This window comes from Streptomyces sp. NPDC051211, from assembly GCF_040689505.1.
Taxonomy (GTDB): domain Bacteria; phylum Actinomycetota; class Actinomycetes; order Streptomycetales; family Streptomycetaceae; genus Streptomyces.
This window is the reverse complement of the sequence record NZ_JBFBAV010000004.1, coordinates 34,178-49,522: the sequence shown is the minus strand read 5'-3', so window position 1 is coordinate 49,522 and position 15,345 is coordinate 34,178. Positions and strand designations below refer to the sequence as shown.

The window sequence follows — 15,345 nt, the reverse complement described above, 5'->3', positions numbered from 1 at the left end:
AGGCCGCCTGAGGGGTGCAGTTAAAGAAGCCTTAGAACTTCCCGCAGAGTCGCCTCAGGTTTCGCGGGCAGGTTGCGCCGAGGCCGGCGAGCTGGCGGGCGGGGGGCCTTCGGTGTTCACAGCATGACGTGCTTGGCCTGGGTGTAGTCCAGCAGCCCGGAGAGGGAGAGGTCGCTGCCGTAGCCCGAGTGCTTGACCCCGCCGTGCGGCATCTCGGAGACGGTGGTGCCGTGGGTGTTCACCCAGACGATGCCGGTGTGCAGGGCCCGGGTGGCCCGCATCGCGCGGTCGTGGTCCGTGGTCCACACGCTCGCGGCGAGGCCGAAGCAGACACCGTTGGCCAGGTGCAGGGCCTCGGATTCGTCGGTGAACGACTGCACGGTCACCACCGGCGCGAAGGTCTCCTCCTGCACGATCTCGTCGTCCTGGCGGACGCCGGCGACGACGGTGGCCGGATGGAAGAAGCCGGGGCGGGGGATCCGCGTGCCGCCGGTGACGATCTCTGCGTGGGCGGGCAGGCGGTTCAACAGGGCCTGCACGGAGGCGAGCTGGGTGGCGTTGTTGAGGGGGCCGAAGGCTGCCTCGCGGTACGGGGCCGACGCCGCGGCCGCGGCGAAGGCCGTGAGGAACGCGTCGTGCACACGGTGGTGGACCAGCAGGCGGGTGGGTGCGGTGCAGTCCTGGCCGGCGTTGTAGTAGGCGACCTCGGCGAGGGCCGCGGCGGTGGCCGCGACGTCCACGTCCTCGTGGACGATGGCCGGGGCGTTGCCGCCGAGCTCCAGGTGGACCCGTTTGAGGCCGGCCGCCGCGGCGGCCGCGATCTCCCGGCCCGCCCGTACGCTGCCGGTGACCGCGATCAGGGCGACGTTCCGGTGCCCGGTGAGCGCCCGGCCGGTGTCGCGGTCCCCGCAGACGACGTTGAGTACGCCCGGCGGCAGGTGCGGGGCTGCGATCCGGGCCAGCAGGGCGGACGAGGACGGGGTGGTGTCCGCCGGCTTGAGCACGGTCGTGTTCCCGGCGGCGATCGCCGGGGCGATCTTCCAGGCCGCCATCATCAGCGGGTAGTTCCAGGGGGTGATCTGGGCGCAGACGCCGACCGGTTCGCGGCGCAGCAGGGAGGTGCGGCCCTCGGTGTACTCGGCCGCGGCGGCTCCCGGCAGGTTCCGGGCGGCCCCGGCGAAGTACCGGACCGTGTCGACGATGGCGGGCAGTTCGTCGTTCCGGAACCGGTCCGGCGGCTTGCCGGTGTCCGCGCTCTCGGCGGCCACCAGGTCGTCGGCGTGGGCCTCGATGGCGTCGGCGATGCCGAGCAGGGCGCGCTGCCGGGTGCCCGGGTTGGTGGTGGACCAGTGCGGGAACGCCGCTGCCGCGGCCGCGCAGGCGGCGTCGGTGTCGGCGCGGCCGGAGCGCGGGGCGTATCCGTGCACCTGGCCGGTGGCGGGGTCGACGAGCGGCATCGTCTGCCCGGAGGCGGCGGGGCGCTCCGCTCCCCCGATGTGGTTGTGCAGGGTGTCAGCCACGGCGCAGCGCCTCCGTGGCCGCGTCGCGTCCGGTGCGTACGGCGCCTTCCATGTAGCCGGCCACCCACTGGTCGGATCCGCAGACGTAGAAGGGCGGTTCGTGGGTGCCGTGCCGGGGGCCGACGGCCATGACGTCGCCGGGGGTCCACTGGGTGACGTACCCCTGGGTCCACGGGTCGGTGCCCCACAGGCGCAGGTGGGTGGCGAGCGGCCGGTGTGCCTCGTCGCCGTAGAGGCGGGCGATGTCGGCCAGGAGTTCACGGGTGCGCAGCGGGGCGGGCGTGCCGAGCAGGACGCCGTACCGCTCGGGCGGGACGAGGGCGGAGAGGATGCCCTCGCTCTGCGGCCAGGTGCTGCCGAGGACCCCTTCGCATTCGGAGAGGCCGCTGCGGCCGCGGTCGCGCCAGAACGGCTTGTCGTAGACGGCGGTGAACTTGGCTGCCAGGGCGTGGCGTTGACGGTGCAGTGCGGCGAGGCGTTCGTCGGAGACGCCGGTGACGGCGACGGAGCGGAGCGGGCCCACCGGGAGGGCGCTGACCACGGCATCGGCGGTCAGGGTCTCGCCGCCCGCCAGGCGTACCGAGCAGCGGCCGGGCCGTCGTACCGTGACCGCCTCGACGGGTGAGCCCGTACGGATCCGCCCACCGAGGGCGTCGGCCATGCGCAGGGCCACGGTCGCCGATCCCTCGGCGACCCGCAGGCCCTCCCATGCCTCGTACGCGTAGGGGGCGGGGCCCGGTACGGCGGCGTGCTTGCGCAGGGCGGCGAGCAGCGAGGTGCGTTCGCAGGAGCCGTCGGCGAGGGCGAGTTGGCCGATCTCCCAGAGGCGTACGACGGCCGGTGTGGCGCCCCGGGAGCGCAGCCAGTCCCCGACGGAGAGGCGGTCGAGGGCCGTTGCCTCGGGGTGGGACCAGGGGTCGGCCGGGTCGACGGTCCGGGCCAGCGCCGTGAAGGCGACGGTGACTTCGGCGTGACGGGCGTCGTCGCCGGGGCCGAACCAGTGGGGCGGGTCCCCGGCGGAGATCCCTTCGGGGGTGGCGCGGGTGAGGGCGCCGGGCTCGGCGACGTAGCTGGGGACCAGGGTCAGGCCGAGTTCGGCGGCCAGGGCCGTGTAGGCGGTGTGCGCCCGGCCCACCACTTCTCCGCCGAGCTGGACCAGCCGGCCGTCGGGGAGTGCGGTCTGCTCGACGCGTCCGCCGACCCGGTCGCGGGCCTCGACGACGAGGACGTCGGCGCCGCCCGCGGCCAGGTCGCGTGCGGCGGCAAGCCCGGCCAGCCCGGCGCCGAGCACGATGACGTCGTGGTTCATGGGGGTGTTCCTCCCATCGGTGCGGGACGGCGGCGGGGGGCGCGGGTCAGTCGAGGACCAGGCAGTGTTCGGGCTTCCAGCCGATCTCGACCTGCTCGCCGCCGCTCCAGCGGTCCTCCATGCGGGAGCGGACGGTGTTCTGCTCCAGGACGGACACCGTGACGCCGGGGGCCAGTTCGATGAGGTAGGTGGTGGTCGGGCCGGAGTAGACGGTCTCCCGGATGACTCCGCGCACCTGGGCCATGCCCGGTTCGAAGTCGGAGAGCCAGATCTTCTCGGGGCGGATCGAGAGGTTGACCCGGCTGCCTTCGGGGACGCCGGAGCGGGGGCCGACGGGCAGGGCGGGGCCCTGGTCGAGGACGACCCGGCCGGAACGGTAGGTGCCGGGGACGAGGTTGGAGGTGCCCATGAAGGAGGCGGTGAAGCTGCTGGTCGGGCGCTCGTACACGTCCTCCGGGGTTCCGCACTGCTCGATGCGGCCCTCGTTCATGACGGCGAGGCGGTCCGACATGGTCAGGGCTTCGTCCTGGTCGTGGGTGACGAAGACGAAGGTGATGCCGACCTCGCGCTGGATCTGCTTGAGCTCGACCTGCATCCGGCGGCGCAGTCCCAGGTCGAGGGCGGCCAGCGGCTCGTCGAGCAGCAGTACTCGGGGGCGGTTGACCAGGGCGCGGGCGAGGGCGACGCGCTGCCGCTGGCCACCGGAGAGCGTCGGCGGCTTGCGGCCGGCCAGGGCTCCGAGCTGGACGAGGTCGAGCATGTCGGTGACGCGCTCGCGGATTTCGGCGCGGGGGACGCCCTTGCGTTTGAGGCCGAAGGCCACGTTGTCGGCCAGCGAGAGGTGGTCGAAGAGGGCGTAGCTCTGGAAGACGGTGTTGACGTTGCGCTTGTCGGGCGGCAGGCCGGTGACGTCCTCGCCGTCGAGCAGGACGCTGCCCTCGGTGGGATCGGCGAAGCCGCCGATCATGCGGAGCAGGGTGGTCTTGCCGCAGCCGGAGGGGCCGAGGAGGGAGAAGAACTCGCCCGCGGCGATGTCGAGGGTGACGCCGTGGACGGCGTAGCCGTCCGCGGAGCCGGGGTACCGCTTGCCGACCCGGTCGAGCCGGACGGAGGGGTTGGGGTGCTGCACGATTGTCACTTCCCGGAAAGCAGGTCGAGGCCGCCACGGCGGCCGAACAGGCGCGGGATGGCGAGCGCGAGGACGATGAGCCCGATGGATCCGGCGAGCATCAGGGTGCCGACGGCGTTGATGGTGGGCTGCACGCCGAACCTGATCGCCGAGTAGATGCGTACGGACAGCGGCTGCGGATCGACGCCGGTGGTGAAGTAGGCGAGGACGAAGTCGTCGAAGACGAGGGCGAAGATCAGGACTGCCGAGGCGAGGATGCCGGGGAGCAGGGCGGGCAGGGTGACCAGGCGGAGCGCCTGCCGGCGGGTGGCGCCGAGGTCCATCGCGGCCTCTTCGACCTCGGGGTTGAGGGCGGCGATGCGGGAGCGCAGGATGACCGTCACGTAGGAGATGGAGAAGGTGATCTCGGCGAGCATCACGGTGGTGGTGGACAGGGTGATGCCCAGGCCCTTGAAGAGCAGCATCGCCGCGACCCCGGTGACGATCTCCGGAGTGATCAGCGGGACGAGCATGACCAGGCCCGCGAAGGAGCCGAGGCGGCCCCGGTTGCGGACCAGGCCCAGGGCCAGGGCCACGCCGAGGACCAGCGAGCCGGCCATGGCGACCAGGGACACCTGCAGGCTCATGCCGAGCGAGTCGAGGAGCACGTCGTCCCGGAGGAACGCCCGGTACCAGCGGAGGCTCGCCCCCTCGAAGACGGTGAGGGACTTCTGCGCGTTGAAGGAGAAGAGGACGACGACGCCGACGGGGAGGTAGAGGAGCGCGAAGAAGACCGCGGTGACCGCGATGGCGAAGCGGGGTCGGCGCTCGGCTCCGCGGCGCGGCCGCCGCAGGCGCGGGCGGGGGCGGGGGCGAGGGTGCGGGTGCGGGTGCGGGCGGGGTGTCATCGGGCCGCCTCCGTCTCGTCCTTGCGGGTGCGCCGCAGGTAGCCGAGCATCCCCAGGAAGAGGACCGCCATCAGCAGCATGGTCAGGGCGGAGCCGAGCGGCCAGTTCTGGCCCTGGAAGAACTTGTCCTGGATCAGGTTGCCGATCATGATCTGGTCGGGGCCTCCCATGAGCTGGGCACTGACGAAGTCGCCCATGGCGGGCAGGAAGACGAGGACGCAGCCGGCGGCCGCTCCCTGCCGGGTGGCGGGGACCGTGACGAAGAGGAACGTCCGCAGGGGGCCGCCGTAGAGGTCGCGTCCGGCCTCGATGAGCGAGGTGTCCATGCGCTCCAGAGCCGCGTACAGCGGGATGATCATGAAGACGACGAAGCCGTAGACGAGTCCGGCGATGACGCCCGCGCCGGTCTGGAGGATCCTGGTGCCGCCGTCGGCGACGCCGATCGCGCGCAGGGCCCTCAGCAGCGGCCCGTCGTCGGAGAGGACCACGGACCAGCCGTACATCCGGACCAGGTAGTTGGCGAAGAACGGGACGACGATCGCGGCGATCAGCAGGTTCTTGAAGCGTCCGCCGTGCAGCGCGATGGCGTACGCGACCGGGTAGGCCACGGCCAGGCAGATGACGCAGGTGATCAGCGCATAGCCGAGGGAGCGCAGCAGGACGGTGCTGTAGGCCGGGTCGGCCAGTGCGGCGAAGTTGTCGAAGTTGAGCCCGAAGCGCGGGTTTCCGAGCGGGTCGGTGGTGCCGAGCGCGAGGGTGGCCACCAGGAGGAGGGAGGCGAGGAGGAAGCCGGTCATCCACAGGGTGCCGGGGAGCATGAGCCAGGTCCACAGCCTGCCCTGGGCCTGGGCCTCCGCCCGGGTCTGCACCTGTGCCCGGGGCTGGGGTTGGGCCTGGGGCTGGGCCGGGGCCTGGGCCTGGGGCTGGGCCTGGGCCCCCGCCTCCACCTGCGCCCCGGGTCGGTCGCGTCGTGCCATGTCAGCCGGCCTTCACGTCGGTCCAGGCGGCGTCGCGGGCCTGCTCGCCCTTCGCGGTGCCGTTGCGGAAGAAGCGGTCGTCCTTGAGGTCGGCCGCGGTCACCAGGCACTGGGGGAAGGGCTCCACGAGCGCCGTGTAGGTGTCCTCGCTGCCGCGGACCGGCATCGGGTAGCCGATGTACTCGATGTTCTTCTTCACGTTCTCCGGGCGGAGCATGTAGTCGATGAACAGCATCGCGGTGCCGGGGTGCTGCGCGTTGGCGGGGATGGCGTAGCAGTCGGAGTTGACGGGGGCGCCCTCCTTGGCGGTCTCGAAGCCGTAGACGGAGGGGTCCTTCGCCTGGGCGAGCATGGCGGCCATGTCCCCGCTCCATGCCTGCGTCATGTCGGCGTTGCCGTTGAGCAGGTTGTTGTAGCTGTCGCTGGAGAAGCCGCGCAGGCGGGGGCGGAGCGTGTGCAGGGTGTCGGTGACGCGTGCGAGATCGCCCGGGTCGCCGGTGGTGAGGTCGAGACCGAGCTTGAGGGCGCCCATGCCGAGTACCTCGTCGCGGTCGTCGAGGACGAAGACCTTGCCCTTGGCCCGGTCGTTCCACAGGTCGTCCCAGGAGCCGGTCAGGTCGCCGAGCCGGTCCCGGCGCCAGCCGATGCCGGTCTTGTACATGGTGAAGGGAACGGTGTGGGCGGAGCCGGGGTCGTACCAGGGGTCGGCGAAGTAGTCGTAACTGCCGAACACGGCCTCGGCGTTCTTCAGCCGGGTGTGGTCGATGGCGCGGAGCCGGCCTCCGGCGGCGAGGCGCTCCGCCCATTTCGCGGTGGGGAAGATGATGTCGTAGCGGTTTCCGGCGTTGAGTTTGGCGGCCATGCCTTCCATGGAGTCGAAGTTCGACTGCACGACCTTGACGCCGTACTCCTTCGCGAAGCCCTCGAAGACGGCGGGATCGACGAAGTCCGCCCAGTTGAAATAGACCAGGTCGCCGTCGACCTTGACGTCGATCGGCGTTGCGGCGGCGGCTGTTGTGCCGGCCGGGTCGTCGCCGGTTGCGAATCCGCAGCCGGCCGCCGAGAGGCCGAGGGCCGCGGCGGTGCCGGCGCGGAGGAACGATCGTCGGGACGGGGGGAGTGCCTCGGGGGACATCGGTGTCCTCTCCGTAGGGCCGCGGGGGGACGGCGGGGAACGAGCGGTGCGTCGGAGCGCGGTCGGTGTGGTGCCTCGCGCGCGCGGATGGCTTTCGTTCTGGGTACGGCCGGGACGGGTCAGGGCGACGCGGCGTCGAGGTCCGCGCGGATGCGGCCGGCGAACCAGCCGACCGCCGACTCGCGGCGGGACAGGGGCCCGGGCTCGAACCCGGGGGTGGAGAGCCCCTGTTGCACGCGGGCGACCAGTTCGGCGTCCTCGTCGTTGGTGATCCAGCCGATGTGCATGTTCAGGCGGCGGGCGAGCCGGGTGCGCAGACCGGTGCCGCGCCGGGTGTAGAAGGCGCCGGGCACGGCCACCCGGTCCACCGCCGTGGGGATCGCGGTCCACGCCAGCACGTGGTCGGGGTAGAAGTCGAGGAGGGTGTTGGGGTAGATCACCGCGTACCGCCAGACCCGGCGGTCGGCCTCGGCGAGGCCGGGCATGGGGGCGGCGATGCGCTGGTAGAGGCGTTCTGCCCAGTTGGAGGACGGCTTGTCCCTGAGCGGCGAGGCGAACAGGGCGTAGGACTCCTCGATCCGGCAGGTGTAGCCCTGGTAGTCGAGCAGCCGCATCAGCCCGGGATGGGCGACCGGGACGTGGTAGCCCTCCAGGTAGTTGTCGACGGCCACCTTCCAGTTGGCTTCCTGCACTTCGGCGCCGGCCAGGTCGTGGATCCGGCTGCGGCCGACCGGTACCAGGTCGGCTCCGGCGTAGTGGCCGACCGCCTCGGCGAGGCCGGCGCAACTCTTCGCCAGCGGTACGGCATCGGGGTCGAGGGTGACGAAGACGAAGCCGAGGAAGGATTCGACGCGAGCCGGGAGCAGGCCGAGGCCGGGCTTGTCGAGGCAGGGGATCTGCCGTGCTTCCGGGGCGCCGACGAGGCTTCCGTCGAGGCGGTACGTCCAGCCGTGGTACGGGCACCGGATCGCCTTGCCGGCCGGTTCGGGGGTGGTGACCAGGCGCGTTCCGCGGTGGCGGCACACGTTCAGGTGGGCGGCCAGGCCGCCGTCCTCGGTGCGGACCACCAGGACCTCGCGGTCCGCGACCCGGGCGGCGAGCCGGGCCCCCGGGTTCGGCAGGTCGGATTCGTGGCCGACGACCTGCCAGGACCCGGCGAAGACGTGCCGCATCTCCGCGGCGGCGGTGTCGGGATCGGTGTAGTAGCGGGCCGGAAGCGCAGGCCCGGGCATGTCCTGGCCGGTGGTGTCCCGGCCTGACGGGTCGAGTGGTGTTCCGGGGGCTCTGGACTGCATCGGGTGACTCCTCCATGCCGTGGTGGCGGCGACGGGTGTCGAGGCGACCCAGCGGCGGACAGGGGGTCGGGGCGGAGGCCGGGACCACGCTGACCGATTGGACAGTCAGATTGCTGGCTGATTTCCGCCGGGTCAAGACTTGTACGCTGACCGATCGGTCAGCTAGCGTGATTTATGGCTGACCGATCGGTCAGCAATCGCTCCCGGAGGCGCGCATGAGCGGTCGTCGGCGTCTGGACTGGCTCGGACTCACCCCCGAACCGGAGCGGGAACTGCCCGCGGCGGTCGCCGTCCTGCGCGCCTCGTCGCCCCGTTCGCCCACGAAGCCTGCAGAGCTCGCAGAGCAGGCAGGGCCGGCAAAGCAGGTAGAGCTGGCAAAGCAGGCGGAGCTGGCGGCCGCCGAGCGGCGCCGCGTGGAACGCCTGGTCCTGCGCGGCAGCCGGCACAGCTGGCTCCGCTACCTCGCCGAGGTCACCGACCTGGTGACCTCCGTGGCCGCCGGAGCCGAAGGGACCCGGCCGGCCGACCGGGCGGCCGCACTGCTCGCCGGCGAGGTGGTACTCGACCACCACCGCATGCTCATCGGCCTCCCGGGAAGCGAATACGGCCGCACCGCCGGGGACCGCACAGCACTCGAACACGCGGTACGGACCCTGCGTACCCAAACCCGGAAAGGAGGCGGCCGATGACGACGATCCGATCCCTGACGGCAGAGCCACCGGGCTCCGTCCTCGGAGCCGCGCCGGACGCGGCCGAAAGCGCCGCGGCGTACCGGGCCACCGGCGGCTACGCCGATGCCACCGGCCCCCACGAGCTGCTCCACCACCTCGCCGCATCCGGACTGCGCGGCCGCGGCGGGGCGGGCTTCCCGGCCGCCGTCAAGCTGCGCGCCGTCCGCGACCGCGGCCTCCGCGGTGTCGGCGACCGCGGTGTCCCCGACCCGCGTGGCGCCCCGGTCGTGGTGGCCAACGGCGAGGAGGGCGAGCCGGGTTCGGCCAAGGACCGCTGGCTCCTGCGGGCCCGGCCCCACCTGGTCCTCGACGGCCTCGCCCACGCGGCCTCGATCACCGGCGCCGTACGCGGCTACGTCTACCTCTCGGACCCGGAAGCGGGCGCCCGCGTCCGCGCGGCCCTCGCCGAACGGGAGCCGCCGCTGCCCGTCGAAGTCGTCGAAACCCCCCACGCCTATGTCGCCGGCGAGGAGACCGCGGTCGTCCGCCGCATCGACGGCGGACCGGCCCTGCCGGCCGCCAAACCGCCCCGCCCCTTCGAGCAGGGGGTCGGCGGCGCGCCGACCCTGGTCTGCAACGTCGAGACCCTCGCCCGTATCGCCCTCACCGCCGCACGGCCCGACCTGCGGGAACGCATCGCCCGCTGCACCCTGGTGACGCTGTCCGGCGGGCCCGGCGCCCCGCTGCTGACCGAAGTCCCGTACGGCACCCCCCTGCGTACCCTGGCAGCCCTGCACGGCACCGGGGAGGCCGCCGGAGCCCTGATGGGCGGGCTGTTCGGCGGGCTCGTCGACGCCGCCGCCCTCGACGCCCTCCTCCTCGAACCCGACGTGCTCGCCGCCGCCGGCACCGCCCTGGGCTGCGGTGCGATCCGCTTCCTCTCCCCCGATACCTGCCCCGTGACCGCGGCCGCCGACGCGGCCGGCCATCTCGCTGCCGAGAGCTCCCGCCAGTGCGGGGTCTGCGTCTCCGGCACCCGAGCCGTCGGCGACGCGCTGTACGCCCTCGCCGCCGGGACCGCCGGGCCGGACACCGCCGACAGCCTGCACCGCTGGTCGCGGGGCCTGCCCGGGCGGGGCGCCTGCGGCCTGCTCGACGCCGCCGCCGGGATCGCGGGGAGCCTGCTCCGCGCCTTCCCCCGGCTCGTCCGCTCCCATCTCGGCACACCGTGCCCGATGTGCGCGGCCGCCACGGCCGCGGACGGCCGCCGGCGCCTGGCCGTGCCCGTACCGGAGGTCGCCGCAGCCCCCTGCCCAGGCACCCCGGCCGCGCGCCCCGCCCCCACCCGGGCCCCCGCCCAGGACCTGGCCCAGGCTCCGGCCGCCCCGCCCCGCACCCCGTTGCCCGCGCTGAAAGGAACACCGTGAAACTCCTGCTGGACTCCACCCGCTGTCAGGGCTACGGCCTGTGCCAGGAACACGCACCCGGCCTCGTCGAACTCGACGAATGGGGCTACGCGAAGCTCATCGCCGTCGTCGTCCCGTCCGGTGCCGAGGAAACGGCCCGTGCCTGCGCCGAGAGCTGCCCCAACTCCGCCCTCCGCGTGGAGAAGTGACATGGGACGCGACCTCACCGCGCTCTTCGACCCCGGCTCCGTCGCCGTGGTCGGCGCCAGCGACGACCCGGCGAAGTACGGTCACGCGGTGGCCTCCCAGGCGCTGCGCGCCCCCGGCCGGCGGCCCGTGCACCTGGTGAACCGGCGCGGCGGCACCGTCCTCGGCCGGACGGCGGCCACGTCCCTCGCCGAGATCGGCGAACCCGTCGAGCTGGTGGTGATCTCCGTCCCCGGCGCCGGTTTCGAGGCCGCCGTCGACGACGCCCTGGCCTGCGGGGCCCGCGCCATCGTCGCCATCACCGCGGGATTCGCCGAGACCGGCCCGATCGGCCTGGTCCGCCAGCGCGCCGTGGCCGACCGGATCCGCGCCGCCGGTGCCGTCCTCGTCGGCCCCAACTGCCTCGGCATCACCGACAACACCACCGAGCTCTTCCTCGCCTCCGACGCCTTCGCCCCCGGGGGCGTGGCCCTGCTCAGCCAGAGCGGCAACCTCGCCCTGGAGCTCCAACTGCGCTGCGCACCCCACGGTGTCGGGTTCTCCCGGTTCGTCTCCCTCGGCAACCAGGCCGACGTCACCCTCGTCGACCTGGTCGAGGACTGCGCCCGGCACGAGGGCACCCGCGCCATCGCCGTCTACGCCGAGGACTTCGGTGACGGCCGCGCCCTGATGCACGCCGCGGCGGCGGCCGGCAAGCCGATGGTCCTGCTCAGCGCCGGCCGCGGCACCGCCTCCGCCCGCAGCGCCCGCTCGCACACCGGCGCCCTCACCACCTCCGCCGACGTGGTGGCCGCGGCCTGCCGCGACGCCGGGATCGAACTGGTCGCCACCCCCCGCGAGATGGCCGTCGTCCTCGCCGCCCTCGGCTCCGGGGTCCGCGGGAAGGGGCGGCGTACCGCGGTCTTCACGGACGGCGGAGGTCACGGTGCGGTGGCCGCCGACGCCGCCGAGGCCGTGGGCCTCGAGGTCCCCGAACTCGGCGCCCCGGTACGGGAACGGCTGCAACGGGTGCTCTGGGCGCAGTCCTCCGTCTCCAACCCGGTCGACCTGGCCGGCATGGGCGAGCAGGATCCCGACTCCTACGCGCGTACGGTGACCGCCCTGCTCGACGCCGGCGAGGTGGACGCCGTCCTGATGACCGGCTACTTCGGCGGGTACGCGGCTGCCGAGGGCGGCCTGGGCGGCGGCGCGCCCGCCCGCGCCGAGCGCGGCACCGCAAGCACCGCGAGCACCGCGAGCACCGCAAGCACCGCAAGCACCGCAAGCACCGCGACAGCCGGGGACGACGACCCGGTGGCCCCCGCAGCCCCCGCGCCCTCCCGGGACCTCCCCGGGAGCCCCGCGCCGGCCGTCCCGACGGCCGCCGCCCCGGCAGCTCCGCCCGCCCCGGCCGCCCCGGACAGCCTCGCCGCCGGGGAGATCCGTGCGGGCCGCGCCATCGCCGTCCGCCTGGCGGCCGTCCCCAAGCCCCTGGTCGTGCAGTCCATGTACCCGGCCTCGCCCAGCTGCCGGGTGCTGGCCGCGGCCGGCGTGCCGGTGTACGAGGCCACCGAGGATGCGGCCCGCGCCCTGGCCGCCATGACCGCGCCGCGGCCCGCCCCGGGCATCGCCCCGCTGCCCGCCGCCGCGGTCGCACTCGGCGACCCGGGCTACCACGGGGTCCGCGCCCTGCTGGCCGACGGCGGGGTGCCGTTCCCCGCGGCCCGTGAGGTCACCGACGAGGCCGGACTCCTGGCCGCGGCCGCGGAGTTCGACGGCCCGTACGTACTGAAGGCCCTGCACCTCCTGCACAAGTCCGATGCGGGCGGCGTGGCCCTGCGCCTGGCCGACCGGGACGCGCTGCTCGCCGCCTTCCGGGACATGCACGCCCGGCTGGGCGCCCCCTCCTACTCGGTCGAGGCGATGGCCGACCTCACGGACGGCATCGAGCTGATCGTGGGCGTGAACCGGGACCCGCGGTTCGGGCCGGTGGCCCTGGTCGGGCTCGGCGGTGTCCTCACCGAGACACTGCGCGACGTCGCCTTCTCGCTCGCTCCCGTACCTGCCCGGCGGGCCGAGGCCCTGCTGCGCAGCCTGCGGGCCGCCGCCCTGCTGGCGGGCGTACGCGGCCGGCCGGCCGTGGACGTGGCCGCCGCGGCTGCCGTGATCGAACGCATCACCACCGTCGCCGCCGCGCATCCGGAGATCGCCGAGATCGAGGTCAACCCCCTGCTGGTGCGCCCGGACGGCGCCCTGGCACTGGACGCACGGGCCGTCCTGGGCTGACCGCTCCCCCCTACCCGCCACCCGTCCCGGAGGACACCATGGACTTCCGCTACACCCCGGCCCAGACCGAACTCAAGGCCCGGGCCGCCGCCTACGCGCAGCTCCTGATGCGGTACGAGGGCCAGTCCGAGGAAGCGGGCGGCCCGCTGCCCGCCGGCACGGTCCGCGAACTGACCCGCGCCGCCATCGACGCGGGCGTCTACGCGATCAACATGCCCGCGGAGTGGGGCGGCGCCGGCCTGTCCCTGCTGGACCAGGTCATCGTCGAGGAGGAGTTCGGCAAGGTCACCAACTGCCTGTGGGACATCCCGTGGCGGCCGGCGAACGTCCTCGCGTACGGCACCGAGGCGCAGCGCGAAAAGTACCTGCTCCCCGTCATCCGGGGCGAGCGGTTCGACGCCTTCGCCGTGACCGAACCCGGTGCGGGCTCCGACCCGGGCTCCTGCACCAGTACCGCGACCCGTACCGACGGCGGCTGGCTGCTGAACGGCGAGAAGTGGTTCGTGACCTGCGGCGACATCGCCGACTTCCTGCTGGTCCAGGCCGACGCGGGCCCGGAGCGGGCCGCGACCCTGTTCTTCGTGGACAAGCAGGCGCCGGGCGTCGAGATGACGCGGGTCCCGCGGTTCATGCACTCCGCGGTGAACGGGCACCCCGAGTTCACCTTCACCGACGTCTTCGTCCCGGACGAGGACGTGCTCGGCGGAGTCGGCAACGGCTACGAGCTGACCAAGGAGTGGTTCACCGACGAGCGGCTGATGATCGCCGCCCGCACCGTCGGCGCGGCCGAACGCGCCTTGGAGCTCGCCCGCGACTGGGCGGTGGAGCGCCGCCAGTTCGGCTCCCCCATCGCCGACTTCCAGCTGATCCAGGGCATGCTCGCCGACTGCGCCGCCGACATCGCCGTCAACCGCGCCTACACCCACCAGGTCGCCTGGGAGGCCGACCAGCCGCACACCGACCCCAAGACCCTGCACGCCAAGGCGTCGACGGCGAAGCTCGCGGCGAGCGAGGCCGCCGGGCGGGTCGTCGACCGGTGCCTGCAGATCTTCGGCGGCCGCGGCTACGACCGCTCCTACCCCGTCGAGCGGATGTACCGCGAAGTGCGCGTCGACCGCATCTGGGAGGGCACCTCCGAGATCCAGCGCCTGATCATCGCCAACGAACTCGTCAAGCGCGGCACCCGGGCGCTCGCGCTGCCCGGCGCCTGACACCGCTTCCGCCACCCCGATCCGGAGACAGGACTGAGGACTCACATGGACTTCCGTCTCACCGCCCGTCAGGAAGAGCTCAAGAGCTCGGCGCGCGCACTCACCGAGTTCATCATGAAGTACGAGCTCGACTGCGAGGAGAACAACGGTCTGCCCCCGCAGGCCCACACCGAGATCCGCGACGCCGTCCTCGACAGCGGACTGCAGGCCGTCAACATGCCGGCCGAGTGGGGCGGCGCCGGCCTCACCGTCCTGGAGCAGGTCACGGTCCAGGCGGAGCTCGGGCGGCTCACCGGCGCGCTGTGGGACATGGTGTGGCGTCCGGCCAACGCCCTGTCCTTCTGCACGCCCGAGCAGCGCGAGCGGTACCTCGTGCCGGTGATCCGGGGCAGGCGCCGCGACTGCTACGCGGTGACCGAACCCGAAGCCGGCTCCGACCCGCAGAACCTGAGGACCACGGCGACTCGGACCGGCAGCGGCTGGCTGCTGAACGGTGAGAAGTGGTTCGTGACCGTCGGTGACCACGCCGACTTCATGATCGTGCTCGCCGCCGCGGGAGCGGAACGGGCACCGACCCTGTTCCTCGTCGACAAGGACACGCCGGGCATCGCGATGACCCGGGTGCCCCGCTGGATGCACACGTTCGTCTACGAGCACCCCGAGTTCACCTTCACCGACGTGCACCTCCCCGAGGACGCCGTCCTCGGGGAGGTGGGCAACGGCTACGACATCACCCGCTCCTGGTTCACCGAGGAACGGCTGATGATCGCCGCGCGGACGATCGGCGCGGCGGAGCGGGCCTTGGAGCTCGCCCGCGACTGGGCGGTGGAGCGCCGCCAGTTCGGCTCCCCCATCGCCGACTTCCAGCTGATCCAGGGCATGCTCGCGGACTGCGCGGTCGACATCGCCGTCAACCGCGCCTACACCCACCAGGTCGCCTGGGAGGCCGACCAGCCGCACACCGACCGCAAGACCCTGCACGCCAAGGCGGCCATCGCCAAGCTGTCGGCGAGCGAGGCGTCCGGCCGCGTCATCGACCGGTGCCTGCAGATCTTCGGCGGCCGCGGCTACGACCGCTCGTACCCCGTCGAACGTCTCTACCGCGAACTGCGCGTCGACCGCATCTGGGAGGGCACCTCCGAGATCCAGCGCCTGATCATCGCGGGCGAACTCGTCAAACGGGGCACGGGCTTTCTGCGGATGCCGTCCTCCGTGTGACCCGCCCGTCGACCGCGGTGCCGCGACGGCCGGAACCCTGAAGGCTCGATACGCGAGGATGATGGTCCGGCGGCCCCGGCCGCCGGACCCGCCCGTTCACCCATCCACCCATTCC

The 15,345-nt window shown here is 73.2% G+C and carries 13 protein-coding genes; 6 read left to right on the top strand and 7 right to left on the bottom strand.

Annotated features, from left to right (window positions below):
- Positions 1 to 116: 116 nt before the first annotated feature.
- The 7 genes from AB0447_RS06480 to AB0447_RS06450 all read right to left on the bottom strand — a co-directional run bounded on the left by AB0447_RS06480 (position 117) and on the right by AB0447_RS06450 (position 8,252).
- Positions 117 to 1,457, bottom strand: a complete 1,341-nt coding sequence (locus AB0447_RS06480; RefSeq protein WP_366475561.1) for an aldehyde dehydrogenase family protein — start codon at positions 1,455 to 1,457, stop codon at positions 117 to 119.
- 55 nt (positions 1,458 to 1,512) lie between these two features.
- Positions 1,513 to 2,829: an NAD(P)/FAD-dependent oxidoreductase gene (locus AB0447_RS06475; RefSeq protein WP_366475380.1), complete on the bottom strand. Its 1,317-nt coding sequence runs from the start codon at positions 2,827 to 2,829 to the stop codon at positions 1,513 to 1,515.
- A gap of 46 nt (positions 2,830 to 2,875) precedes the next feature.
- Positions 2,876 to 3,967, bottom strand: a complete 1,092-nt coding sequence (locus AB0447_RS06470) for an ABC transporter ATP-binding protein (RefSeq protein ID WP_366475379.1) — start codon at positions 3,965 to 3,967, stop codon at positions 2,876 to 2,878.
- Positions 3,964 to 4,845 carry an ABC transporter permease gene (locus tag AB0447_RS06465; protein ID WP_366475378.1) on the bottom strand — a complete coding sequence of 294 codons (882 nt, stop codon included), beginning with the start codon at positions 4,843 to 4,845 and terminating at the stop codon, positions 3,964 to 3,966. Before AB0447_RS06465 ends, AB0447_RS06470 begins: the two co-directional genes overlap by 4 nt.
- Positions 4,842 to 5,822, bottom strand: a complete 981-nt coding sequence (locus tag AB0447_RS06460; RefSeq protein WP_366475377.1) for an ABC transporter permease — start codon at positions 5,820 to 5,822, stop codon at positions 4,842 to 4,844. The genes AB0447_RS06465 and AB0447_RS06460 overlap by 4 nt, the downstream gene beginning before the upstream one ends.
- 1 nt (position 5,823) lies before the next feature.
- Positions 5,824 to 6,957: a spermidine/putrescine ABC transporter substrate-binding protein gene (locus AB0447_RS06455; RefSeq protein WP_366475376.1), complete on the bottom strand. Its 1,134-nt coding sequence runs from the start codon at positions 6,955 to 6,957 to the stop codon at positions 5,824 to 5,826.
- Between the two features lie 119 nt (positions 6,958 to 7,076).
- Positions 7,077 to 8,252, bottom strand: a complete 1,176-nt coding sequence (locus AB0447_RS06450) for an aromatic ring-hydroxylating dioxygenase subunit alpha (RefSeq protein ID WP_366475375.1) — start codon at positions 8,250 to 8,252, stop codon at positions 7,077 to 7,079.
- 215 nt (positions 8,253 to 8,467) lie between these two features.
- Between AB0447_RS06450 and AB0447_RS06445 the strand changes: the two genes are divergently transcribed.
- From AB0447_RS06445 to AB0447_RS06420, 6 genes are read left to right on the top strand one after another with little or no spacing between them, the layout of a single operon-like run.
- Entirely contained in the window at positions 8,468 to 8,941 is a 474-nt protein-coding gene (locus AB0447_RS06445) for a hypothetical protein (RefSeq protein ID WP_366475374.1), read from the top strand.
- Positions 8,938 to 10,350 carry an NADH-ubiquinone oxidoreductase-F iron-sulfur binding region domain-containing protein gene (locus AB0447_RS06440; protein ID WP_366475373.1) on the top strand — a complete coding sequence of 471 codons (1,413 nt, stop codon included), beginning with the start codon at positions 8,938 to 8,940 and terminating at the stop codon, positions 10,348 to 10,350. The genes AB0447_RS06445 and AB0447_RS06440 overlap by 4 nt, the downstream gene beginning before the upstream one ends.
- Positions 10,347 to 10,538, top strand: coding sequence for a ferredoxin (locus tag AB0447_RS06435; RefSeq protein WP_366475372.1), 192 nt, complete (start codon positions 10,347 to 10,349; stop codon positions 10,536 to 10,538). Before AB0447_RS06440 ends, AB0447_RS06435 begins: the two co-directional genes overlap by 4 nt.
- A 1-nt stretch (position 10,539) precedes the next feature.
- Positions 10,540 to 12,801 carry an acetate--CoA ligase family protein gene (locus tag AB0447_RS06430; protein WP_366475371.1) on the top strand — a complete coding sequence of 754 codons (2,262 nt, stop codon included), beginning with the start codon at positions 10,540 to 10,542 and terminating at the stop codon, positions 12,799 to 12,801.
- Positions 12,802 to 12,839: 38 nt separating this feature from the next.
- Entirely contained in the window at positions 12,840 to 14,012 is a 1,173-nt protein-coding gene (locus AB0447_RS06425) for an acyl-CoA dehydrogenase family protein (protein WP_366475370.1), read from the top strand.
- A 45-nt stretch (positions 14,013 to 14,057) separates the two neighbouring features.
- Positions 14,058 to 15,230: an acyl-CoA dehydrogenase gene (locus tag AB0447_RS06420; RefSeq protein ID WP_366475369.1), complete on the top strand. Its 1,173-nt coding sequence runs from the start codon at positions 14,058 to 14,060 to the stop codon at positions 15,228 to 15,230.
- Positions 15,231 to 15,345 lie beyond the last annotated feature (115 nt).